We start from the raw sequence: 23,773 nt of genomic DNA, 5'->3' as shown, positions 1-23,773 counted from the left end.
GGCCGCGGTGCGTCAACCGAGCACCGGCACGGGCTTCCCGTCACGGGTGCTGGCCCGCACGGTGACCGGCGCCGACGCCGCCGGGTAGGGGCCGGAGGCGACGAGCCGGGTGCCGCGCCGCGTACCGCCGGCGACCGTCACCTCGATCGTCCGGACCTTCCCGCTGCCGACCGCGAGATGGTGCCAGCCGCCGCCCGGTGACCGCCACCACCAGCCCACCACGACGTCGCGGGCGAGACGGCTGCACAAGCGGGTGTCCGAGGCGGACGCGACCGTGGCATCGCGGGACGTCCCGCCGCCGGGAGCGAGCAGGACAGCCGAGACCCGGTTGCCGTCGCCTGGGAACGTCGCGCGCAGACACACCAGCCGGGAGGTCCCTGTCGTCTGCGGCAGCCGGCCGGACCAGACTTCCCAGGCGGTCACCGACCGCGGTGCGCGCCCGCGCAGGTCGCTGACCGGACAGCCCAGCCGGGCCCACGCGGCCGCGCCGTCGGCCCCGTCCAACCCGGGCGACGTCGCGCCCCCGGCGTCCACGGTAGACGGCAGATAGCGCAGCTCGGTGAGCGCGGCGCCGCCGCCCAGCTCGGCGAGGACGAACGGCGCGGAGGTCGCGACCTCCGCCGCGCGCAGCCGCAGCAGCGGCCCGGACCAGCATTCGCCGCTGCGCGCCGGCACCGGGTCGCTCACTCCGTCGGCCACCGCCAGCGGCCGCCAGTCGCGCCCGTCCAGCGCCCGCGTCTCGACCCGCGCCACCCAGGGCGCCACGAGATAACGGGAGGCGTCGCCGTCACGGCCGATCCGGATCGCGCTGGCGGTGTCCGCGGCCGTGCCCGGCGCGGGCTCGACGCGCAGGCCGCGCCGATCGCCGGTGACCGTGTACGTGCCGATCCGGGTCGGGTCGGCGAGCACCACGACGGCGCTGCCGTCCAGCTCGCCGGCGTAGAGCAGTTGGGGCGCCCCGATGGGCGGGTCCGCGGCCGCGCCGGCCGCGGTGGAGACCGTGACGCCGCCGATCGTGCCCGGCGTCGCCGTCGCTGCGCCGCCGCCGTCGCGCGTCGCGCCGCCGGGCGTCGACTCCGCGTGCGCACCCCCGCCGGAGCCCGCACCGGCGTCGTCGGTCGTGCCGTGCAGCCTCTGCCACGCGGTCACCGCCGCCCGGACCAGCTGGTCGTCGCCGGTCCGGGTACCGCGCGCCGGCCAACTCGCCAGGCTCAACTCGCTGGCGCCCGCCCACGCTTGCGCCGCGACCCGCCGGACGGTCAACGGGGCTGTCTCGGGAGCCGCCCACATGCCCACCGTCGCGGGGACCGTCGCCCCCTGCGGCGCGGCGCCGACCAGACTCGTCGTAACCAGCGCGGCCACGACGAGCATCGCCAGCGACACGGCGCCGAGCCGGGCGACCCGCAGCACCCGCAGCGTCTCCGGGTCCGGGGCGCGAAGCCGGACCACCGTCGGGTCGGCCGGCGCCCCGGCGAGCAGTTCCCGCTGCCGGTCGACGGAGATGCCCAGTTCGTCGCCGAGTCGTTGGCGCAGCCCGCTCGCCGCCGCCACGTGCGCGACCCCCTCGGCCCAGCCCGCCTCGTGCAGCAGGACGACGGCCTCGCGCGCCGGCAGCCGCTCCACCATGAGCAGGACGTACGCGGCGCGTACGGGCGCCGGTGCGGCGGCGAGCGCGCTGACGACCGCGCGGTGCTCGCGGCTGCCGTTGACCGGGGTGTGCCAGGCCCAGGTCACCAGCGCCGGCAGGGCGAGCCGGCGTGGCCGGGCGGCCCGCCGCAGCACCCGCGCCACCAGTTGCGGGTACGTCCGCACGACCCGGGACCGCCACGGGAGCGACCGCTGGACGAGCCGGTGCGCCCGGACGAGCTGCGACTGCCGGCGACGGGTGGCCGGTGCGACCAGGTAGGCGATCCGCACCAGCCGGTCGTAATGCTGCAGGAAGACACTCCCGGCGGGTGCGGGGACGGGTGATTCGTGGCGATCGGCTCCCATAGCGGGAACAACGTCGATTTCCGGACGGGGGACACGGGTGCGCACCGCTGGACGATCTTCACCGACGGCCGTGGAGGACGTACCGGAAATGCCTTTGCCCGGGTCGCGCGGACCCGGTTAGCGTCGGCCCATGTTCGTCACGCACGCCCTGATCCGCGCCGCCACCCCGGCCGCGTGGGGGCCGCTCCTGGTCTCCCGCCCGCGCCGGCTGCCCGCCCTGGCCCGCCAGGGCGCGGTCCGCGCCTGATCATCTTCTCCGCGCGCCGCGTCTGACGCGCACGCCCAGGGCCACCCGAGTCCCGATCCGCTCGGACAGGCCCCGATCCGGGCTGCCTGTCCGCACCGCTGTCCGGCCCCGCCGGGCGGCAGACAGGACACCGGCTGTGGCGCAGAGCCCATCGAACGCACCCGGAAAACGAACCGAACGCGACCGGTCCCGGCGCGTGCTGTCCCAGAACTTCCTCCGCGACCCGGCGGCGATCGAGCAGATCGTCCGGGCCGCCCGACCCGGACCCGGGGACCTGGTCGTCGAGATCGGAGCCGGACGCGGGCAGCTCACCCCGACGTTGGCCCGGCAGGCCGGCCGGGTGCTGGCGTACGAGGTCGACCCATCCCTCGCGGCAGCGCTCACCGCGGCCTGCGCGCCGCTGCGCAACGTCACCTGCCTGCCCCGCGACTTCCTGGCCGCCCCACCGCCACGGCAGCGGTTCGCGGTGGTCGGCAACATCCCGTACGCGCTGACCGCGCCCATCGTCGACTGGTGCCTCCGGGCGCCCCGGCTGACCTCGGCAACCCTCGTCACCCAACTCGAGTACGCGCGCAAACGCACCGGTGACTTCGGACGGTGGAGCCGGCTCACCGTACGGACGTGGCCGGAATTCGAGTGGCGGCTCGCCGGGCGGATTCCCCGTACCGCGTTCCGCCCGGTGCCCCGGATCGAGTCGGGCATCCTGCGGCTGACGCGCCGGCCAACCGCGCTCCTGCCGGCCGCTTCGATGCCGGCCTACCGGCGTTTCGTCGATCTGGGCTTCGGTGGGCTCGGCGGGTCGCTGCACGCGTCGTTGTCCGGGAGCTACCCGGCGCGGCGCGTCGACGCGGCGACGAGGGCTGTCCGGTTGGCCGTGGACACGCCGGTCGGCTACGTCTGGCCCGAGCAGTGGCTCACGCTCTTCCGGCTGCTCCAGGCCCCGGACCTGCGGTGACGCCGTCCTCCTGGCCCCGGCCCCGGCCCCGGCCGCGGCTTCGGCGCGAAGCCGGTCGAACCGGCCGGGGCTAGGAGGCCGGGGAAGCGTCGGCCGGCGAACCAGTCGTCGGGGAACCGCTGGCCGCGGAAGCGGTGGCCGCGGGGGAGGGGGCCGCGGGGGAGGGGGCCGCGGGGGAGGTGCCCGCACGGGCGAGCGCGAGCCAGTGCTGGGCGGCGATCTCCGTGCCGGGCGAGACGAGGAGACGTTCGACCGTGCCGGGCGTCGCGGCGGTCAGGTCCCAGAGCGCGCCGGTGTGCAGGCGCACCCGGGCCAGCCTCGCCCCCGCGTCGTACGCGTCGCCGGGCGCCACCAGCCAGCGCAGCAGCTGCGCACGGCCGCCGGGAACGGCGAACGACAGCGGATGGGTGCCGTCCGTCGCCGGTGACGTCGGGATCCGCCGTTGGCCGCTGTGCCCCAGCCAGCGCGCCGCGCCGCGCACGGTGGCGAGCTCCGGCTCGTCCACGTGGCGCAGCGGCCGCTCGAAGGCCCGCTGCACGGTGTCCACCACGGCGGGCATCCGCGCGCCACCCCCGACGAGAAGCACCGCGCCGATCTCGCTCACGCCGACAACGAGTTCGTCGAGGAGCCGCTGGCAGCAGGCGACCGTGCGGTCCAGCAGGGGCGCGGCGAGCGTGGCCAACTCGTCGCGGGTGAGCCGGTAGGCGGGGGTGTGCGGCATCAGGAAGTCCTCGACCGCTTCCACCTCGCTGAGCTGGTGCTTCATCCGCTGCGCGAAGTCGGTGACCGCCATGTTCAGCCGAAGCGCGGCCGCCCCCGCCGGGTCCGCCGCGCCGGCGGCGAGCAGCGGAGCCAGCCACTCCCGTCCCTCTTCGTGGATGCGGGCGGCCAGCAGCGCATCGATGTCGCGCCCGCCGCAATCGTCGATAGCGACGTGGCCGAGCACCTGGTGCCCGCGCTGATCGACCCGGACCAGCGCCGTGTCGAAGGTGCCGCCGCCCAGGTCGTAGACGAGGACCAGCTCGCCGGGGACCAGCGGCTCGCCGGCCACCGGGGCGAAGGCGGCGGCGACCGGCTCGGACAGCAGTTCCACGGTGTGGAACCCGGCCGCCTCGCCGGCCGCGATCATCTGGGCGCGGCGCGGATCCCCGAGGCCGTAGCTGGCCGGCACGGTCACCACGGCGCGGTCGATCGTCCCGCCGTGCAGGTGCTCCGCCTCCCCGCGCAGCGTCGCGAGCACGGCCACCACCTGCTCGACCGGCCGGAAGCGGCGGTCGCCGAGCGCCATCGGGATGTCCGCGGCGAGGCCCCGCTTGAACTCCGCGGCGTACGCGGTCGGCGCCGCGCGCTTGCGGCGTTCGGCGACGCTGCCGACGAACATGTGCTGCCCGTCCCAGTGCACCGCCGAGGGCCACGTGTACCCGCCACTGATCGGCTCCGGCACCAGCCGCATGGTGTCACCGGCCACGACGGCGGCCGCCGACGACGACGTGCCGAAGTCGATGACCAGCGTGGGGGTGTCAGACATCCCAGACATCGAGCAGGCTCCGCTCATCGGATTCCCAGTTGGCCAGCAGGTGCCGGCCGTCGCCGCTGAACGCCACCCGGGCCCGCTGTTGCGCTCCGCCCTGCGCCCGGAAGAGTTCGCGTTCGGTGGCGGCCTCGGTCACCAGCACCGACGGCGACCCGTCCGTGGCGTCCGTGATGATCGCACGGAGTTGCCCGTCCGGGCTGAGCGCGCTGCGGGCGAGCCCTTCGGTGAGGCTCGCGGAGGAGTAGCCGGGCTCGTGCAGGCGCCACTGCTCGTCCGTGACCTTCGCGATCTGGGCGCCGGTGCGCAGGTCCCAGAAGGTCGTCACCGGGCGCCCGAACCGACCGACGCCTTTGCCTCTGCCCTCCGCGGCCAGCCGCCAGTGCGCCTCGTTGACCAGCACCTTCCCCGGATTGCCCGGGTCGCGGAACCGGCTCATGAGCTTGCCGGTCTCGATGTCCCAGACGGAGAAGAAACCCTCCCCATCCCACGCGATCAGGCAGAGATGACCGCTGGAGTCGAGGAAGACGCGGCCGCGGGAGTCGGTCCCGCCGTGGTCGGGGTGGAACTCGGCGACCAGGGCGGCGTCGGTGATGGTCCGGATGTGCACGGCGTTGCCCGCCCGGTTGCACTCGACCAGATGCTGCCGGTCGGCGGTGAGCAGCCACGAGCCATCGGATTCGAGGTGGTGCCGGCGGGCCGGCGGCTGCGCGAGGAGGCTGGCCGCGTCCTTCGTGACGGCGGCGACCAGCGCCGCGCCGACGGGTTGGCCGGGGCCGACCGTCTGGGAGAGCAGCGTGCCGTGGCGGGCGGCGGTCAGGTCGAAGACCCGTTCGTCGGTGGTGCGGACCTGCGCCAGGACGGCTCCGGCGGCGTAGGGGCGCCCTTCGGTGACGGTCCAGCGCAGCAGCCGCCCCTCCCCGCCGGGGATCTCCCAGGAGACCGGCTGGATCCGCCAGCGTGGCGCCTCGGCCGCGATGACCCGGGTCGGGGCGCCGGCCGCGAAGCGGGCCGCGCCGCGTACGGCGGCGAGTTCCGGCTCGGCGGAGCGGCGCAGCGGGTGCCCCTGGACGCCACCGCCGTCGCGCAGTCCGAGTCCACGGTGGAGGGTCGAGGCGGTCATCGGCAGCCGGGCGCCGCCCCCGGCGAGCACGATGGCGCCGACGGTGGCGGGTGTTGCGCCCACCGTCGCCATGACGCGCTGGCAACTCGCCGCCAGCCACCGCAGGGCCGGTTCGGCGAACGCCTCGAGCCACACGCGGGTGAGCCGGTAGGGGGGTGTGACCGGGGTGAAATGGTCACTCACCTCGTCGCCGTCGCCGAGCTGGTGCTTGAGCCGGCGCATGAAGTCGATCGCCTCGTAGTACGCGCGCAGCCCGGCGTCGCCCGGCGCCGCGAGCAGCGGTTCCAGCCAGGTCCGCCCCTCGGTGCGCAGGTCGTTGATGAGCTGCGCGTCGAGGTCGCGCCCGGCGGCGCAGGTCTCCTGGGCGAGTTGGGTCGTGTGACTGCCGTAGACCTGGACCATGGCGGTGGTCCAGGTGGCGCCGAGGTCGCAGACCAGCACGAGGGCGCCGGCGGGCAGGTGGTCGGTGGTCTGCGGGTCGAGCGCCGCGGCGACCGCGTCGCTGATGAGCTCGACATCCGGAAAGCCGCACGCCTCGCCGATCGAGATCATGATGTCGCGGCGCGGGTCGCCGGGCGGGTAGTCGGCCGGAACGGTCAGCAGGAGCCGGGGAAGCTCCGCACCGTGCTGTTGGCGGGCCTCGGTGGCGAGCGCGGTCAGGTAGGCGGTCAGCGCCTCGGCGCCGGTGATCTCCCGGTGTTCCAGCCGCATCGCCGCCTGGGCGTCGACGGCGCGCCGCGGTCCATCGATGTAGCGCCCCGGAATCGCCCGCTTACGGATCTCCGCGGCGGTGCCGACGACGTAGCCCTCGTCCGCGACGCAGACCGAGGCCGGCCACGCCGTCGCGCCGCTGACCGGCTCTTTGACCAGGGTGACCTGGCCGTCGACGACCAGCGCCGCCCGGGCGGTCGATGTGCCCACATCGACCACCAGGATCGGTTCGGTCATCGTCTCGCCCCCCACCCGCTTGTGCGCCATCGTCTTCCTGGGCGCACAGTGTGCGCGAGCGTCGGCACCCGCGTCCACTCCCGATTTGTGGCGCGCCATGGCCGATGGCAGGTGGAGAACGTATCGGAAACGGCGGGGCAATAGGGGGCCCGGCCCATCCGGTGGGCACGCCGCACCGAACGCCTTACGTGCTGACTGCGCGAATGTTACGGAAGGTTGGTTCTCATGACCGACGGTGACCGTGGCGGGGGTGCTGAGCGTCGCGCGAAGCAACTCTCGGTAGTACCGCCTGAGCCCGACCCCGGCAGAGAGGCCGAGCGGCTGCTGCGCGCGGTGGCGCTCGGGGACGAGGCAGCCTTCTCCCGCCTGTACGAGCTGGTCGCCGCGCGCGTCTACGGGTTGGCACGGCGGGTGCTGCGCGACCCGGCCCAGGCGGAGGAGGTGGCTCAGGAGGTGCTGGTCGAGGTCTGGCGCAGCGCCGCCCGGTACGACCCCGCGCGCGGCTCCGTGACCGCGTGGATCTTCACGATCGCCCACCGCCGGGCCGTCGACCGGGTCCGCTCCGAGCAGGCCGGCGCGGAGCGGGTCCGCCGGCTGGCGGCGACGGAGACGAAGACGCCGTACGACGAGGTGGTGGATGAGGCCACCACCCGGCTGGAACAGCAGCAGGTGCGGCGTTGCCTGAAGAGCCTGACCGACCTGCAGCGTGAGTCGATCACCCTGGCGTACTACGGCGGCTACACCTACCGCGAGGTGTCCCAGCTCCTCGACACCGCGCTCCCGACGATCAAAACCCGGATGCGGGACGGCCTGATCCGGCTCCGCGACTGCCTGGGCGTGGAGGTGACGCCGTGACGTCCGATATTCACACCCTCGCCGGCGCGTACGTGTTGGACGCGGTGAGCGATATCGAGCGGGCCGCGTTCGCGCGGCATCTGTCGGCCTGCCAGTCCTGTGCGCGGGAGGTGGCCGAGCTGACCGAGAGCGTGGGCCGGCTCGCGGACTCCACCTGGTCGGTGCCGCCGCCGAGGCTGCGCGAGGACGTGCTGAACCGGGTTCGGCAGACCCGCCAGCTGGGGCCCGGCCGTGCGGAGCGCGACGGCCGGCCGACGCTGCCGCGCTGGCGCCGCGGCACGCTCGCGGCGGCGGCTGCCGTGGTCCTGGCCGCCGGGACCGGCGCGGTCACCTTCGTCGTTCAGGAGCAACGGGTACGGGACGAGCGGGCGGCGGCGGTCACGGCCCGGGCCGAGTCCGAGCGGATGAAGGCGGTGCTCTCCGCGCCGGACGCGGTCGTCCGATCCACCACTGTGGACGGCGGTGGCCGGGTGACCATCGTGATGTCGCCGAGTCTGGACGCGGGCGTGGCGACGCTCAGCGGGCTGGCCGGACCGGGCGGCGACCGCGCCTATCAGTTGTGGCTGATGTACGACGGTCGGCCGACGGATGCCGGGGTGATGGCCGCCGCGGCGTCGAGCGCGACGCGGCTGATCTCCGGGGTGCGCGGCGCGGAACTCCTCGCGGTGACGCGGGAGCCGGCCGGCGGTGCACGGCAACCGACCATGCCCACGGTCGCCCGGTTGCCGATGGCCTGACGGGAGGCGAGCGGGGCGGCGGAAATTATTGCGCGATCGGACCCATCCGGTCGGGCAGGCGGCACGAATCCCTAGTAACAGCAAAGAAACCGGTATGAAGGGATTACTCACGATGCGTGCCACCAAACTCGCGGCCCTCGCCGCCGTCGCCACGTTCACCCTCGCGGCCGCCGCCTGCGGCGACGACACCAAGACGACGAACGACTCCGCCCAGCCCGCCACCACCTCGCCCGCGATGGCGAGCCCGACGGGCGCCGCGATGGTGGACGGCGAGTTCGGCCCGGGTTGCGCGGCCGTGCCGACCGACGCCGCCAACGCCGGTAGCTTCGCCGCGATGGCGAAGGTGCCGGTCGCGACCGCCGCCTCCGGCAACCCGCTGCTCTCCACCCTCGTGACGGCCGTGAAGAAGGCCAACCTGGTGGACTCGCTCAACAGTGCCAACGGAGTGACCGTCTTCGCTCCGACCAATGACGCCTTCGGCAAGATTCCGAAGGCCGACCTGGACAAGGTGCTGACCGACAACGCCACCCTCACCAAGATCCTGACCTACCACGTGGTGCCCGGGAAGCTCACCCCGGAGCAGCTCGCGGGGACGCACAAGACCCTGCAGGGCGGTCAGGTCACGGTGAGCGGCGGCGGGACCGATTTCACGGTCAACAACAGCTCGGCCGTGGTCTGCGGCAACGTGCAGACGGCCAACGCGACCGTCTACATCGTCGACTCGGTCCTGATGCCGACCGTCTGATCCCACCCGCGAGTCCGCGTACCCGAGATCCGCGTGATCAGGGACTACGTGTCGCCGGCGTGTCGCCGTCGAACTCCCTGATCACGCGGATCTTCCTGGAGGGAGCCGTCATGCGTAACCTGCTCGCGCCCGCCGTCGCCGGGCTGCTCGCGGCGACCGCCGGGGTGGCCGGCGCGGAGTTCGTCGCCGCGCTCACCCGACCGCAGGCCGGTCCGCTCGTGGCGGTGGGCGGGACAATCATCGACGCAGCCCCGACGCCGGTAAAGGAGTTCGCGGTCCGCACCTTCGGCACGTACGACAAGCCACTGCTGCTGGCCGGCATCGGCCTCGCGCTGGCGGTCTTCGCCGCGGTCGTCGGGATTCTCGCCCGCCGCCGCCCCGTCGTGGCGGTGATCGGCGCCGGCGCGTTCGGCATGATCGGGGCGGCCACGGCGCTCACCCGCCCGGCCGCCCGGCCGCTCGACGTGCTGCCCTCACTCGCCGGTGCGGTGATCGCGGCCCTGCTGCTGCGCCGGCTGCTGAGCACGCACCCGGGAGCGACGCCGCACCCGGGACCGATCCCTCAGCCACCGCCCGGCGGGCCGGATCCGGAGCGCGCCACGAACCGGTTGATCCGCCCCTCCCGGCGCGGCTTCATCCGCACGGCCAGCACGGTGGCCGCCGGCACCGCACTCGCCGGCGGCGGCACCTTCGCGCTGCGCCGGGCGCAACTGCGCGACGCCGCCCGGTCGCGGGAGACCGTACGCCTGCCCGCCGCCGGGGACCCGGCGAAACCGCTGCCGCCCGGCGCCGCTGCGGGGTTCCACACCCGCAACGCGGACTTCTACCGGGTAGACACGGCGCTGACCGTGCCGCGGATCGACGTCGACGGTTGGCGGTTGCGCATTCACGGGATGGTCGGCAACCCGGTCGAGTTGAGCTTCGCGGACCTGCTCGACCGGGATCTGATCGAGCGCGACATCACCCTCAGTTGCGTCTCGAACGAGGTGGGCGGCCCGTACGTCGGCACTGCCCGGTGGTTGGGGGTGCCGCTCGCGCCGCTGCTGCGGTCAACGGGCATCAACTCCCGCGCGGACCAGGTGGTGGCGCGGTCGAGTGAGGGCATGACCATCGGCACCCCGCTGGAGACCGTGCTCGACGGCCGGGACGCGATGCTCGCCGTCGGCATGAACGGGGAGGCCCTGCCGCTCGACCACGGGTTTCCGGTGCGGATGTTGACGCCCGGCCTCTTCGGCTATGCCGGCGCCTGCAAATGGGTCGCCGAACTGGAACTCTCCACTTTCGACGCGTTCGACGCGTACTGGGTCCAGCGCGGCTGGGCGCGGCGCGGGCCCGTGAAGACCGCGTCCCGGATCGACCGGCCCGCCCCCTTCGCGCGGGTGCCCGCTGGGCGGGCCGCGGTGGCCGGCGTGGCATGGGCGCAGCACCGCGGCGTCAGCGCGGTCGAGGTTCAGGTCGACGGGGGACAGTGGCGTCCCGCGACGCTCCTGCCGGTCCCGTCGACCGATACGTGGACGCAGTGGCGTTACGACTGGGCGGCGACGTCCGGTGGGCACACCCTGCGGGTGCGCGCCACCGACGGCAACGGCGACCTGCAGACCGACCGCCGCGCCACCCCGTTCCCCGACGGCGCCACCGGCTGGCACACCGTCGCGGTCACCGTCATCTAGCCGTGATCTTGCAGTTGTGGTGCCTCACAAAAGCGCCGCGACAACCAGCGGTGCTGGCTGTGCTGGCCTACCTGAACGGCACGACAGCCCGCTGAGGGTCCCCGTTTGTGTCGGAAAGCCGGCTGACAAACGCCCCCGCACGTCCTCCGGATATGCCGTGCATTGCCAACCTTTGACGCCCGTGAATGGGGGTCTTCTCGGTACAGCGGCATACCTATACTGTGGAGCCCAGGTGACGAGGTCACCAATAGGGACTTCTCCCTCTGCCGGTGCAGACTCCGCGGCGGCGACGCCCGACGCCACTCGTCGGGCATGAGAACGGTCCCGGAGGCCGGGGAGGGTCGGTGCTGTATTTCTTCCTGAGCTACGCCCGCGGGGACGACGACGTCTACGTCAAGAAGTTCTTTGACGAGTTGTCCAAAGAGGTCCGCAACCTCACCGGTGACCCGAGCGACCATGACGTCGGCTTTCTTGACGTTCGGGGAATTCCGCTGGGCTCCTCGTGGTCCCCGCAATTGATCACGGCGTTGTCGACCTGCCGGGTCTTCATCTCGCTCTGCTCGCCGAGCTATTTCCGCCGTCCCGCGTGCGGCAAGGAGTGGCAGGTCTTCGCCAGCCGCCTCACTCTGCACCAGCGGGTCAGCGGCGTGCACGCCCCCGCCCTCATGCCGCTGGTCTGGACGCCGACCAGCCACATGCCGCAGCTCGCCTCGCGGCTGCAGTACCACACCGATTCGCTGGGCGAGGCATACCGCAAGGACGGGCTGCGCCAACTCGTCCGGCTCAACCGGCGGGTGCCGCTGCTCCGCCTCGTCTCCGACCTCGCCAAGAAGATCGTCGAGACCGCTCAGCAGTACCGGCTTCCCGGTCCCGGCCCGGTGCCGGCGTTCGACGAGATCATCAACGCTTTCACACCCGACGCCCGTGCCCCGCTGGAGCTCAGCCACAGCGCGGCCGGCTCGCGGTACGTGCACTTCGTCGTCGCCGCACCGACCCGGGCACAGGTCGGCACGGTACGGCGCAACCGCGTCTTCTACGGAGACACCTACGCCGACTGGGCGCCGTTCCGCCCCAGCCTCTACGACCCGATCGCGGCCTACGCCCGCGGCATCGCCGAGCGGCAGCGCTTCGGTTCCGAGGTGAGCGGCATCGAGGACCTGCCGGCGCGGATCGACCGGGCCAACGAGAACAACCAGATCGTGGTGCTGCTCGTCGACGCCTGGGCCACCCGGCTCACCGAGCACCGCGAGGTGCTGCGCAGTTACGACCAGCGCAACGAGCCGACCACCGGAGTGCTGATCCCGTTGCCCCGCGCCGACGAGGAGACCGACGCCCACCGGTCCGAACTCGTCCGCGAACTCCACCAGGCGCTGGCCAACAACAACATCCGGGGCGACACCCTCTTCCGGCCCGGCATCCAGACGCACGACGACTTCGACCTCGAGCTGCAGGACGTCCTCGAAGAGGCGCAGAACCGCATCTACCGACGGGGCCGCGTTCGCCGGCTCCCACCGGGCGACCCGCCTGGCGAGCGCCCGATCCTGGAGGGTCCCCAGTGACCCCGCAGCGAGGGGAATCCGAGATGGCCGAGGAGAGCGCGGCGCCGGGCCGCATCATCACGTTCTACTCGTACAAGGGCGGCACCGGCCGCACGATGGCGCTCGCCAACACGGCCTGGATCATCGCCAGCAACGGCCTGCGGGTGCTCGTCATCGACTGGGACCTGGAGTCACCCGGCCTGCACCGCTACCTGCATCCGTTCCTGCTCGACAAGCGGCTCCAGTACTCGCCGGGCGTCATCGACATGATCCGCGATTTCGCGGCGGCGACGATGGACCGGGGCGCCGACCCCGAGGACCGCAGCTGGTTCGAGCACCACGCCGACGTGCAGCAGTACGCCGTCGCCGTGGAGTGGCCGTTCGCCGACGGGGGACGCATCGACTTCCTCCCCGCCGGCCGCCAGGTCCCGTCCTACTCGACGGCCGTGAGCACCTTCGACTGGCCCAGCTTCTACGAGAACATCGGCGGCGGCGTTTTCCTCAACGCGCTGCGGGAGAACGCCCGGAGCAACTACGACTACGTCCTCATCGACAGCCGCACCGGCCTGAGCGACATCGCCGGCATCTGCACCGTACGCATGCCGGACGTGGTCGTCGACTGCTTCACGATGAGCACGCAGAGCATCGACGGCGCGGTCGCGGTCGCCAAGTCGATCCGCAACCAGCGGCCCGGGGTGCGCATCTTCCCCGTGCCGATGAAGGTCGAGGACGGCGAGCAGGTCAAGCTGGAGGCGGGGCGCGACCACGCGCGGGCCGCGTTCGCGCAGTTCCTGACCGGGCTCGGGCCGGTGGCGGCGGACACGTACTGGGGCAACGTGGAGATCCCCTACAAGCCCTTCTACGCGTACGAGGAGATCCTCGCCCCCTTCGGCGACCGGTCCCGTCAGGAGAACACGCTGCTCGCCGCGTTCGAGCGGCTGACCGGTGTGCTCACCGACGCAGTGGCGACCGAGCTGCGACCACCCTTCGAGGAGTCGGAGCGGCGCCGGTGGTTGCTGGAGTTCGAGCGGCCGCGACGCGCGATGCCGGCGGAGGTCGTGATCAGCTACGCCTCGATCGACCGGATGTGGGCCGAGTGGATCGCCGCGGAACTGGCCGACACGAACCTCACCGCCGTGCTGCAGGAGGTCGACGTCTCCAGCGAGCACGCCGCCGTGCAGGAGCTGGACCGGCGGCTGGCGGGATCGAGTCGCGCACTGGTGCTGCTGTCGCAGGAGTACGTGAAGGCCGACAACGCCGCGCACACCTGGAAGACGATCGCGGCCCGCGACGCCGCCGGCTCCCATCCCTTCCTCGTCGCGCTCCGCCTCGACGGGGTGCGGCTGGTCGGGCCGTTCGCCGAGCGGATGCCGGTGGACCTCGGCAACCTCTCCGAGGAGCGGGCCCGCGAGGCGTTGCTCACCGTCCTCGACCATCCCGTCCACGTCGGCGACGGCGGCTCCAGCGAGCCCGACCCGCACCGGCCGCGCCCGCGCTTCCCGGCGACGCTGCCGCCGTACTGGAACGTCCCGCAACGCAACGTGGTCTTCACCGGCCGCGCCCGGGCGCTCGAGGCGCTCCGCGACCGCCTGGCGGGGAGCGTCACCGCGGTCGTGCACCAGACCCTCTACGGACTGGGCGGGGTCGGCAAGACGCAGATCGCCCTGGAATACGCGCACCGGTTCGCGGCGAACTACGACATCGTCTGGTGGATCTCCGCCGAGCAGGTCAGCCTGGTCCGGTCCTCCCTCGCCGAGCTGGCGACGGCGCTGCACCTGCCGGCCGGCGACAGCGTGCGGGAGCGCGTCGACGCCGTCCTCGACGCGCTGCGCCGCGGTGTCCCGTCGCACCGCTGGCTGCTGATCCTGGACAACGCCGACGACCCTGACGAGCTGCGTGACCTGCTGCCGCAGGGTAGCGGGCACGTGCTGATCACCTCGCGCAACCAGGCCTGGGCGCGGCGGGTCGCCGCGGTCGAGGTGGGCGTCTTCCACCGCGACGAGAGCATCGCCTACCTGTGCCGGCGGGTGCGGGGGCTCAGCGAGGCTGACGCCGGTCTGGTCGCCGACAGCCTCGGTGACCTGCCGCTCGCCGTCGAGCAGGCGGCGGCCTGGCTCGCCGCGACGGCGATGCCGGTCGACCGCTATCTGGAGCTGCTCCGCACCCAGCTCTCCCGGGTCCTGGAGGAGAACCTCCCGCCCGGTTATCCGAGCAGCGCGACGGCCACCTGGCTGCTCTCCCTGCACCGGCTCCGCGAGGACACCCCGGCCGCGGCCCGGCTGCTGGAGCTCTGCGCCCTGCTCGGCCCGGAACCCATTCCGACCTGGCTGCTCTCCAGCCCCCGCTTCGTCGAGCAGTTGCTGCCGTTCGACGACAAGCTGCGCGACCCGATGCGGCATGGCCGGCTGATCCGTGAGATCGGCCGCTACGCCCTGGCCAGCATCGATTCCGGCCGCAGCAGCATTCAGATGCACCGTCTCGTCCAGCAGGTGATCAGGGACGAGATGACCACCGAGGGACGTAGGACCAACCGGGAGACGGTGCACACGATCCTCGCCGCGGCCAACCCCGGCGACACCGACGATCCGACCAAATGGCGGACGTACGCGGAGCTGCGTCCGCACATGGGCCCGTGCCGCGCGATGGAGTCCGTGGACCCGGAGATGCGGCAGCTGGTCTCCGACATGGTCCGGTTCCTCTGGAAGATCGCCGACTACACGGGCTGTCAGGAGTTGTCCGAGCTCGCCATCGACAGCTGGGCGGAGCAGTTCGGGCCGGACGACCCGACCACCCTGATGGTCCGCTACAACGTGGGCAACTCATTCCGGTCCGAGGCGCGCTTCGACGAGGCGTTCGAGACCAACCGCGATGTGGTCGACCGGTTGACCCGCACGGTCGGGGCGACGGACGCGTACGCGCTGGTCGCCGCCGGTGGGCTCGCCGCCGACTACCGCGCGCTCGGCAACTACCGGGCGGCGCGTGAGTTGGACGAGCAGACGCTGACGCGGTGGCGTGAGGCGTACGGCGAGGATCACCCGCGCACGCTGATGGCCGCCAACAACCTGGCGCTCTCGCTCCGTTTCGTCGGCGAGTTCGAGCCGGCCACGATGATCGACGAGGAGAACTACAACCGTCGGCGTCGGGTCCTCGGCGACCGTCACCCCTACACGCTCTTCTCGGCCAGCAACTACGGCCGCGATCTGCGTGACGCCGGCGACTTCCGTGGCTCGCACCGGCTGCTCGACGAGACCGTACGGGTCTACCGCGAGGTGCTCGGCGAGGACAACCCGGAGACCCTGCGAGCGGCCAAGAACCTCGCCGTCACGCTCCGCAAGCTCGGCGAGTTCGAGCAGGCGCGCGCGCTGAACGCGGACACACTCGCCCGCTACGACAAGCTGCACGGCCCGATGCACCCGGACACGCTGGCCTGCGAGCTCAACCTGGCCTGCGACGACTCCGCGCTCGGCGACGACGTGACGGCGCGGCGACACGCCGAGGACGTCTACGGCCGCTACCGGCAGGTGCTGGGGGAGACCCACCCGTTCACCCTCGCCTGCGCCAACAATCTGGCCATCTTCATGCGCAAGGTCGGTGACCACGAGCCGGCGCGCGGGGTGGCGCAGGAGACGGTCGGGCGGCTGCGCCGGATGCTCGGTGAGCGCCACCCGTACACGCTGGCCGCCGTGGTCAACCTCGCCAACGACATCCACGCGGTCGGCGACCATGGGGGCGCGCGGCAGCTCGACGAGGTCAACTTCGCGCAGATGCGGGAGGTGCGGGGCGAGGACCACCCGGACACCCTGGCGGCCGGCAGCAACCTGAGCATCAGCCTCGGCGACGACGGCGACCCGGCGGCGGCGGCGGAGTTGAAGGAGCAGATGGTCGAGCGCACCCGGCGCGCGCTCGGCGACGCACATCCCAACACGGTCGCCGTGATCGAGGAACGCCGTCTCGACTGCGACATCGAACTCCCCCCGATCTAACCCCCCATGGCCCCCCGTCCCGTCGATCAAGGACATATGCGCACGCTTCAATCTTCAATCGTGTGAATACGCCCTTGATCGACGACGGGGTCCTTGATCGACGAAAGCGGGGAACGTTCCCGGTCACGCGTCGGCAGTGAGTCCGGACGCGAGCCACCCCGCGACCTCTACCGGACCCGCCCCCTGCGCCGCGCCCGGCTGCGGCGTGGGAGCAGGCGCGGGCGGCCCGGTCTGCCGGATCCGGGCGTACAGCGCTCGAACCGTCGCCGGCATGGTCGACATGGCGCCTGCTCCGGCGTGTGCGGCGGCCGCCATGGCCAGGGCCAACCCCACCCAGGCGTCGTCGTCTCCGGGATCCCGTGCGATCCGTTCGGCGTACCCCTCGGTCGCCTTCGCGAATTCGCCCGCGAGGTACGCGGCGTCGGCCGGGTCCGGCTCCGTGTCGGGACGGCCGGCGCCGGGGTCGATCATGCGTTGCCGGATCAACGCGGCGAGACCCGTCGCGACGGCGGGGCCGGCCGTCGCCCCACCCGTCACGTCGGACGCCCTCGGGTCGGCCACCGGGTCGACGCGGCGGGACCAGGCGGCGTGCAGCCGGTCGGTCTCCGCATCCGTCGGCCGCAGATTGGTCAGCCGCCAGCGCACGGTCGCGGCGGCGATCAGTTCGGGTACGCCGTGCCGGACGGCGCCGTCCGTCGGCTCGTCCGCCCACCTCCGCAGCGTCTCGGACAGCCCTCCGACGAATTCCGCTCCCTCGACCGTGAGCTCGCCGGATTCGCCGAGGGTCCGCGCGGCGCGGGCGGACTGCGCACGCCAGTAGCCGAACTCGAACTCGGCGAGTCGTCGCTGCCGTCCGGTCGCCCGGTGCCGGTGTCGGCGCCAGAAGTCGGCGACCCCGAGATGGGCGTACGTTCCCTGCAACAGCGCCTCCGCCGGCCGCGGATCGGCGCGCCAGGGCGCGCAGTGCCGGGCCGTGCCGTCGCTGTGGTGCAGCGGGACGAGGTCGAGCAGCCCGCCGAGCTTCATGTGCTGGAATTCGTGAATCAGCAGGAGCGCCATAGCTGCCGGGTCCGCGGGGATCGACGTCGCGACCGAACCGTACGACGATCGGGCGGCCGCGCTGACCATGCCGCCGGCCTTCGCGGGGTTGACCGGGACCACGGATCGCAGCGCGTCCCGCATCGCCTGCGCGTGCGCCGGGTGATCCGCGACGATGAGCTGCCAGGCCTCGCCGAGCAGGTCGCCCAGCCGCCGCGCATCCTCAGTGGACAGTCGCCCTCGCGGCCGCCACGGATAGCAGTCGCGGTAGAAGTCGACGTCCTCGATCGCGAGGCTGAAGCCGTCCAGCGGCACGTCGCGCCGCGGCGCCCAGCCGGGGACCTCGACCGCCAGCGGTGCCGGGACCCGCACGCGGGCGGCCGGGCCGGTGAAGATCAGCGCTTCGTCGGCGCCCTGCACCCGCACGGGGCCCTTGCCGAGCCCGTGGGCCGTGCCGAGGGTAGGTAACCCGACCGCTCCGTCGCGGGCCGGCACGGTGAGCGTGAACTGCACCCCGGCCCGCGCCGCCGCCGCGGCGGCGATCGAGGTGAGGTGCGGCAGGTCCGCCCCGTCCGGGGCGGAACGGGTGAGGAGCCGGAGGCAACGCTGCGCCCAGACAGCGACGTACGGGTGCCCGATGACCGCGGTCGCCGCCGCCGGCGCGCGACGCTCGGCGGTGGCGAGGAGGCGCAGCGCGGCTTCGATCCCCGCCCGTTCGCCCAGTCCCCGGGCCCGGGCCTGATCGGCGACGGCGCGGATGAGAAGTCGTCGGCGGGAGAGTTGGCCGGCGGTGAGCACGGCGATGGTGCCGGGATCGCCGTAACCGGCGGCGACCCCGGCGAACTGGGGGACGGTCAGCCGGAGCGCGGGTGCGCGGAAGGGTGTGGTCGTCATGCGGGGCCGTCCGGCGGCGCCTGCCGCCGGCCGAGCTCATGCAGCCCCGCCCGCAGGCGCTGTCGGACGTGCCCGATGAGACGGTAGAGGTCGGGGCAGTAGACGGAGGGGTTGGCGAAGCCGTTCTCGGGGCGGAAGCGGTGCGCGTAGAGGCCACCCCCGCAGACCTCGACGATCGGGCAGCGGCGGCACTCGTCGGCGAGGCCGTCGAGCCCGCTCTGCCGGGCCAGCAGGCCCGGATGGCTCAGCGCGGCGTCGAACGGGTGTCGCCAGACGTCCAGACCCGTGGCCGCCATGCCGTCGGCCGCGGTCTTGAGGGTGTCGCTCTGCTCGATCGTGCCGTCCGTCTCGACGGTGATCAGGTCGATCGGGCTCAGCCCGATCGCCTCGGTCCGGCTGCGACCCCCCAGCAGCAGCCGGATGATGGATTCGAAGAACCGGATCCGGGTCTCCCGCCGCGGAGCGTCGAACCAGCGGTCGAACACGGCGATGAGCCACTCCGCGTACGCCGTCTCCGCATCGTCCACTCCGGACGGAGGCGGTGAGTTCCAGTTGCCGTGCGGCAGCAGGAGGTCGATCTCCGGTGGCCGGAAGTGCAGCAGGCTCTCGTAGACCTCGACGGGGTCGTTGCGCAGGTCGACGGTGCAGAGTACCCCCGCGTAGCTTTCCCGGTGCCGGTCGTCGGCGAGCATCAGCAGCCCTCGGCTCACCTGGCGATAGCTGCCCTGCCCGTTGGCGTAGCGGCGTTCCCGGTCGTGCGCCGCCTCGCCGCCGTCGACGCTGACCCCGACGCGGATGCCGTGACGCCGGAAGAGTGCGAGGAAATCCTCGTTGAGCATGATCCCGTTGGTGGTCAGCCGGAGGTCGACCGTGGTGTGCGGGGCCAGCGCGGTGCGGATCGCGGTCGCGGCGTGCTCGATGAGCGGAGCGCCGGCCAACAGCGGCTCGCCGCCGTGCATGATCACCCGTACCGACGGGAGGCGGTGGGTGCGGGCGTGCTCCGCGATCCGGGATGCCACCGTGTCCACGGTCTCGGCCGGCATCGCCCGCGGCCGGCCGCGCCAGCTCTGATCGGCGTGGTTGTAGACGTAGCAGTAGGAGCAGGCCAGGTTGCACCGGCTGTGGATCTTCAGCAGCACCTGCCGGAACGGCGCCGCCACCACTGCGCCCGGCGCGTTTCGGTCGCGGTGCTGGTGGCTCTCCGTCAGGCGGGCGATCGGGAGCCTCACCCGCTCAGAGGCTCGCGTTGAACGCGGCGACGGTCGATCCGTCGTCACCGCGCCGCGTCTCCTCGACCAGCTCGCGTAGCAGCTGGGACAGGGCCGTGTCCTCGCTCCACCACAGCTCGTCCGGTGGGATCTCGCTGAGATCGAGCACTGTGGTCTCGATGTGCGAGCCGCGTCGGTCCATGGGACTCATCCTTACCGATGTCGTATCGAATTCGCGGCGCGGTCAGCGTCGCCCGGGGGCGGCGGTGGCGTCGGCCCTCGGTCGGGTGCGGCGGGAGCGCTGCCGCAGCAGCGACTCGTAGGCGAACTGGACGCTCTCACGCAGCGGCAGCAGCCGCGACTCGGCGGCGGCGACCCGGCCGGTCCGGACCCAGCCGACCGAGGCCTCCAGCTCCTTGCCGATCAGCTCGAACTCGGCGGAGTCCAGGTCGACCGTGTCGAAATCCACCCACTCGCGGCCGCGGTCGGTCGCGACGAGACAGGACGCGGTGCGGATCGGGGGATCGGGCAGCCGGTATTCGGCGAGGTGGAAGGCCGTGCACCGGTCGTATCCGACGCCCAGCAGCAGGATCCGCGAACCGGCGGCCTCCAGCCGCGCCAGGGGAGACGCCTCGCCCAGCAGGGAGGACAGCTCGTGGCCCTCGAGGAGCCGCTCGGCCCCCGCCCCGATCGCGGCGAACGATGTCAGCGGGTGCGCGCTGCGGACAGCGCCGGGCCAGGTGCGGACCCGCTCGGCGATGACACCGACGGTGGTGGCCGGCGTGAGCGCGGGATCGAAGGGCGCCATCTGCTCGCGGATCGTCGGCCACCACTGCTCCGGGACGGAGATGTGCGACCACCGGGACGGGTCCTTGGTCTCCGGTGACTGGGCCGGCACGACCAGGGTGCCTTCCGGGCCCAGGACCTCCAACAGCGCGGCGACGACGGTGGTCGCGCCGCCGCAGACCCAGGACCCGAGTGAGCGCAGCGATGAGTGCAGGAGAAGGGTTTCACCGCTGGAGACGCCGAGCTGCTGGAAATCTTCTATCAAGGAAGCCAGCGTGACGGGCGTGGGCCCGAACATCGCACTCACGCGCTGATCCTGCCAGTAAAGTGCCCGCGCCGATACCCGCTCTCGCGATCCCGGCCCGCCGCTGTCGGCTAACCGTCCTCTCACGTTCGGTGCCGGTGTCCCTCGCGCTTGGAGGCCAATCAGGAGAGCGCACCGACGCGCCAGGGGCAGCGCGTGGCGGTGGCCCGGGCCCTGGTCACCGGGGCGCGGGTCGTCTTCGCAGACGAGCCGACCGGCGCGCTCGACTCGCTCAACGGTGAACGCGTGATGCGGCTGCTCGCCGGAGCGGCGCGGGAGACGGGCGCGGCCGTCGTGCTGGTGACGCACGAGATACACGTCGCCGCGTACTCCGACGGCGAGGTCGTGGTGCGCGACGGTCGGACGCGCGACCTGGAGCTGGTGCGACCATGAGCCGGCAGTGGGTGCGTGACCTGGCGATGGGGGCGCGCTTCGCCTTCGTTGGTGGCCGGGAGGGCTTGCTCCGGACGACCCTGACCGCGATCGGGGTCGGCCTCGGGGTGGCCCTGCTGCTGGTCGCGTCCGCGATGCTCTTCGCCGGGGTGCAGCACACCTACGCGCGGGATGGCGTGGCGCCGTACCCGGCTACGCCGCCGGCCAGGCCAGCACGGCGTCGCGGATGCGGACCGCGACCTCGGCGCCCGGGGAATGCTGGTCGTCCCCGTCGAGGGTGCGGGCGGCGAGTTCGGTGCCGTCGGCGAGCCGTACGACAGTCAGGGTGTCGTGACCGTGGAAGTCGCGGCGCAGCACGGTCGCGGTGACCGAGCCGGGCGGGGCCTGCCGCGGAACGGTCAGGTGCAGCTGCTCGGGGCGGATCAGCACGGTGACCGGGGTCGGCGAGTCGGCCACGGCGTCGGGAAGGATCGGCGCCGTCCCGGCGACGGTCTCCGCCTGTCCCTGGCGGGCGGTCCCCGGCAGTAGCACCGCCTCGCCCACGAACGCCGCCACCCACGGGTCGGCCGGGGTGCGGTAGACGGAGGTGGGGGTCCCCATCTGGACGACCCGGCCGTCGCGCATCACGGCGACCTCGTCGGCGAGGGAGAGCGCTTCCGCCTGGTCGTGGGTGACGAGGACCGCGGTCGCGCCGTCGGCCCGCAGCGCGGTCCGCACGTCGCGGCGCAACTCCGCCCGGAGACCGGCGTCGAGCGCGCTGAACGGCTCATCGAGCAGGATCAGCGAGGGGCGGGGGGCGAGGGCGCGGGCGAGCGCGACGCGTTGCTGCTGCCCGCCGGAGAGCTGGTGCGGCATGCGCCCGTGGTGCGCGTCGAGCCCGACGAGCGCGAGAACCTCGGCGACCCGCCCGCCGCGGCGCGCCGCCCGGTCCAGCCCGTAGCCGACGTTGTCCGCGACCGACAGGTGCGGGAAGAGCGCGCCCTCCTGCGGCACGAGCGCGATGCGGCGCCGGTGCGTGGGCACGTGGCTGCGCGGTCCCGCGACCTCACGGTCGTCGACCCTGATCCGCCCGCCGTCGAGCCGGTCGAGGCCGGCGATGCAGCGCAGGAGCGTGGTCTTGCCGCAGCCGGACGGCCCGAGGACGGCGACCAGCGCACCGGCCGGGACGGTGAGACTCACTCCGGCCAGCGCGCGGACCGAGCCCCACGCCTTCTCGGCGTCCTGAATGGAGAGCGCGCTCATCGGGTGCCTTCCTGCGCAAGAATGCCGGTGCGAGCGGCGAGGACCCAGGTGGGGATCGCGGAGAGGAGCACGAGCAGTGCCGCGTACGGCGCCGCACCGGCGTACGCGGCGACCGTGGTGTGCGTCCACAGTTCGGTGGCGAGAGTGTCCATGCCGGTGGGGCGCAGCAGCAGCGTCGCGGGGAGTTCCTTCATGCAGGTGAGGAAGACCATCGCGGCGCCCGCGGCGATGCCCGGGAGGGCCAGCGGCAGCGTCACGGTGGCGAAGACCGCGGCCGGGCGGCGTCCCAGCGACCGGGCCGCCTCCTCCAGCACGGGGGGCGCCTGCGCGGCGGCGGCGGCCACCGCCGCGACCGCGAGCGGCAGGAAGAGCGCCGCGTACGCCAGGGTGAGCAGCCACACGCTCTGGTAGAGCGGGTAGGCGACGTTGATCCCGAAGAAGACCAGCGACAGGCCGATCACGATCCCGGGCAGCGCGTGGGTCAGGTAGCTCAGTCGTTCCAGCCCGTTCGCCAGCACCCCGGGGGCGCGGGCGGTGAGCAGGCCGATCGGGAGCGCGAGCAGCATGGTCAGCGCGGCGCCGGCGAGCGACACGGTGAGCGAGTTGCCGGCGGCGGTGGCGATCTCGGTCAGAGAGCCGGGGCGCGACACCCCGGCGGCGAGCCGGCGCGCGAGATTGACCGCGGGGACGCCGAACGCGAGGGCGGCGACGGCGGTGAGCGCTGCGGCGGCCGGCCAGCGCAGTGCGGCCAGGCGCGCGGGGGTGTGCGGGCGGCGGGCCCCCGCCCCGACCCGGGCGTAGCGTGCGCCGCGTCGGCGGGTGAGCGTCTCGCCGGCGAGAAGCAGCACGGTCAACGCGACCAGGACGGTCGAGAGCACCAGCGCACCGGTCCGGTCGAAGCCGAGGTCGAAGGCGATGAAGACGGCCCGGGTGAAGGTGTCGGTCCGCAGGATGGCGACCGCGCCGAAGTCGGAGAGCACGTAGAGGGCGACGAGCAGCGCGCCGCCGGCGATGGCGGGTCGAATCTGCGGCAGGGTCACCGTGGTGAAGGTGTGCCACGCGCCGCGACCGAGGGAGCGGGCGACCTCTTCCTGGGCGGGGTCGGCGCGGTGCAGTGCCGCCGCGACCGGCAGGAACACGTACGGGTAGCTGCAGAGCGTCAGCACGAGCGCGGAGGCCCAGAAGCCCTCGAACCCGTCGACGGTGGAAACCCAGGTGAAGGCGGCGATGTAGGTGGGCACCGCGAGCGGCAGCGCGGCGAGAATCGTGAAGAGCCGGCGGGCGGGCAGGTCGGTGCGGGTGACCAGGAAGGCGGTGCCGACGCCGAGCGTCACGCACGCGGCGGTGACCACGGCGGCGAGCGCCAGGCTGCGCGCGCCGAGGTCGGCGACGCGCGGGCTGGTCAGCTCGGTCCTGATCGCCTCCCAGCCGGCCTCGCTGGTGCGGATCGTTAGATAGGCCAGGGGAAGAAGCGCGACGACGACCGCGACGGCGGCGGCGATCAGCAGCCACGGACGCGGGGCGAGCCGGTGCAGCCGCCGACGCAACGCCGATACGGCGGACGCCGTGGTGCGCGTCCGCCGT

The 23,773-nt window shown here is 73.2% G+C and carries 16 protein-coding genes and 1 pseudogene; 8 read left to right on the top strand and 9 right to left on the bottom strand.

Annotated features, from left to right (window positions below; genetic code table 11):
• Window positions 1-12: 12 nt before the first annotated feature.
• A complete protein-coding gene (locus AB0J06_RS00515) occupies window positions 13-1,992 on the bottom strand; it encodes a hypothetical protein (RefSeq protein WP_357422995.1) in 1,980 nt (659 codons plus the stop codon).
• Window positions 1,993-2,375: 383 nt separating this feature from the next.
• Between AB0J06_RS00515 and erm the strand changes: the two genes are divergently transcribed.
• On the top strand, window positions 2,376-3,194 hold the full coding sequence (erm, locus tag AB0J06_RS00510) for an ErmE/ErmH/ErmO/ErmR family 23S rRNA (adenine(2058)-N(6))-methyltransferase (RefSeq protein ID WP_357422993.1): 819 nt from the start codon (window positions 2,376-2,378) through the stop codon (window positions 3,192-3,194).
• A gap of 70 nt (window positions 3,195-3,264) precedes the next feature.
• Here erm and AB0J06_RS00505 read toward each other — a convergent pair whose 3' ends face one another.
• The gene (locus AB0J06_RS00505; RefSeq protein WP_357422991.1) at window positions 3,265-4,722 is read right to left on the bottom strand and encodes an Hsp70 family protein; all 1,458 of its coding nucleotides are present in this window, start codon (window positions 4,720-4,722) and stop codon (window positions 3,265-3,267) included.
• Window positions 4,715-6,796 carry an Hsp70 family protein gene (locus AB0J06_RS00500; RefSeq protein WP_357422988.1) on the bottom strand — a complete coding sequence of 694 codons (2,082 nt, stop codon included), beginning with the start codon at window positions 6,794-6,796 and terminating at the stop codon, window positions 4,715-4,717. The genes AB0J06_RS00505 and AB0J06_RS00500 overlap by 8 nt, the downstream gene beginning before the upstream one ends.
• 225 nt (window positions 6,797-7,021) lie before the next feature.
• Here AB0J06_RS00500 and sigK point away from each other — a divergent pair, with 225 nt between their 5' ends.
• From sigK to fxsT, 6 genes are all read left to right on the top strand, one after another.
• The gene (gene sigK / locus AB0J06_RS00495) at window positions 7,022-7,651 is read left to right on the top strand and encodes an ECF RNA polymerase sigma factor SigK (protein ID WP_357422986.1); all 630 of its coding nucleotides are present in this window, start codon (window positions 7,022-7,024) and stop codon (window positions 7,649-7,651) included.
• Entirely contained in the window at window positions 7,648-8,388 is a 741-nt protein-coding gene (locus AB0J06_RS00490) for an anti-sigma factor (RefSeq protein ID WP_357422984.1), read from the top strand. Before sigK ends, AB0J06_RS00490 begins: the two co-directional genes overlap by 4 nt.
• A gap of 112 nt (window positions 8,389-8,500) precedes the next feature.
• Window positions 8,501-9,133 (top strand): fasciclin domain-containing protein, encoded by a 633-nt coding sequence (locus AB0J06_RS00485; RefSeq protein WP_357422982.1) that lies wholly within the window; start codon window positions 8,501-8,503, stop codon window positions 9,131-9,133.
• A 110-nt stretch (window positions 9,134-9,243) separates the two neighbouring features.
• Window positions 9,244-10,803, top strand: coding sequence for a molybdopterin-dependent oxidoreductase (locus tag AB0J06_RS00480; RefSeq protein ID WP_357422980.1), 1,560 nt, complete (start codon window positions 9,244-9,246; stop codon window positions 10,801-10,803).
• 344 nt (window positions 10,804-11,147) lie between these two features.
• Window positions 11,148-12,362 (top strand): TIR-like protein FxsC, encoded by a 1,215-nt coding sequence (locus tag AB0J06_RS00475; protein ID WP_357422978.1) that lies wholly within the window; start codon window positions 11,148-11,150, stop codon window positions 12,360-12,362.
• 23 nt (window positions 12,363-12,385) lie between these two features.
• On the top strand, window positions 12,386-16,324 hold the full coding sequence (gene fxsT, locus AB0J06_RS00470) for an FxSxx-COOH system tetratricopeptide repeat protein (RefSeq protein ID WP_357422976.1): 3,939 nt from the start codon (window positions 12,386-12,388) through the stop codon (window positions 16,322-16,324).
• A gap of 123 nt (window positions 16,325-16,447) precedes the next feature.
• On the opposite strand, the gene AB0J06_RS00465 is transcribed toward fxsT, so the two are convergent.
• From AB0J06_RS00465 to AB0J06_RS00450, 4 genes are read right to left on the bottom strand one after another with little or no spacing between them, the layout of a single operon-like run.
• Window positions 16,448-18,256 carry an HEXXH motif domain-containing protein gene (locus tag AB0J06_RS00465; RefSeq protein WP_357422974.1) on the bottom strand — a complete coding sequence of 603 codons (1,809 nt, stop codon included), beginning with the start codon at window positions 18,254-18,256 and terminating at the stop codon, window positions 16,448-16,450.
• Window positions 18,253-19,485, bottom strand: a complete 1,233-nt coding sequence (locus AB0J06_RS00460) for an FxsB family cyclophane-forming radical SAM/SPASM peptide maturase (protein WP_357422972.1) — start codon at window positions 19,483-19,485, stop codon at window positions 18,253-18,255. The genes AB0J06_RS00465 and AB0J06_RS00460 overlap by 4 nt, the downstream gene beginning before the upstream one ends.
• A 4-nt stretch (window positions 19,486-19,489) precedes the next feature.
• The gene (locus AB0J06_RS00455) at window positions 19,490-19,666 is read right to left on the bottom strand and encodes a hypothetical protein (RefSeq protein WP_357422970.1); all 177 of its coding nucleotides are present in this window, start codon (window positions 19,664-19,666) and stop codon (window positions 19,490-19,492) included.
• A gap of 42 nt (window positions 19,667-19,708) precedes the next feature.
• Window positions 19,709-20,548, bottom strand: a complete 840-nt coding sequence (locus tag AB0J06_RS00450) for an AAC(3) family N-acetyltransferase (protein ID WP_357423456.1) — start codon at window positions 20,546-20,548, stop codon at window positions 19,709-19,711.
• A 150-nt stretch (window positions 20,549-20,698) separates the two neighbouring features.
• Between AB0J06_RS00450 and AB0J06_RS00445 the strand changes: the two are divergent.
• Window positions 20,699-20,947 (top strand): annotated as a pseudogene (locus AB0J06_RS00445) (ABC transporter ATP-binding protein); the annotation flags it as partial.
• A gap of 192 nt (window positions 20,948-21,139) precedes the next feature.
• Here AB0J06_RS00445 and AB0J06_RS00440 read toward each other — a convergent pair.
• Window positions 21,140-22,189 carry an ABC transporter ATP-binding protein gene (locus tag AB0J06_RS00440; protein ID WP_357422968.1) on the bottom strand — a complete coding sequence of 350 codons (1,050 nt, stop codon included), beginning with the start codon at window positions 22,187-22,189 and terminating at the stop codon, window positions 21,140-21,142.
• Window positions 22,186-23,724, bottom strand: coding sequence for an iron ABC transporter permease (locus tag AB0J06_RS00435; protein ID WP_357423455.1), 1,539 nt, complete (start codon window positions 23,722-23,724; stop codon window positions 22,186-22,188). The genes AB0J06_RS00440 and AB0J06_RS00435 overlap by 4 nt, the downstream gene beginning before the upstream one ends.
• Between the last annotated feature and the right edge of the window lie 49 nt (window positions 23,725-23,773).

Source organism: Micromonospora sp. NPDC049679, from assembly GCF_040659735.1.
Classification (GTDB): domain Bacteria; phylum Actinomycetota; class Actinomycetes; order Mycobacteriales; family Micromonosporaceae; genus Micromonospora_I.
Note: the sequence above shows the minus strand (reverse complement) of the source record. Positions and strands in the feature narration are given on the sequence as shown.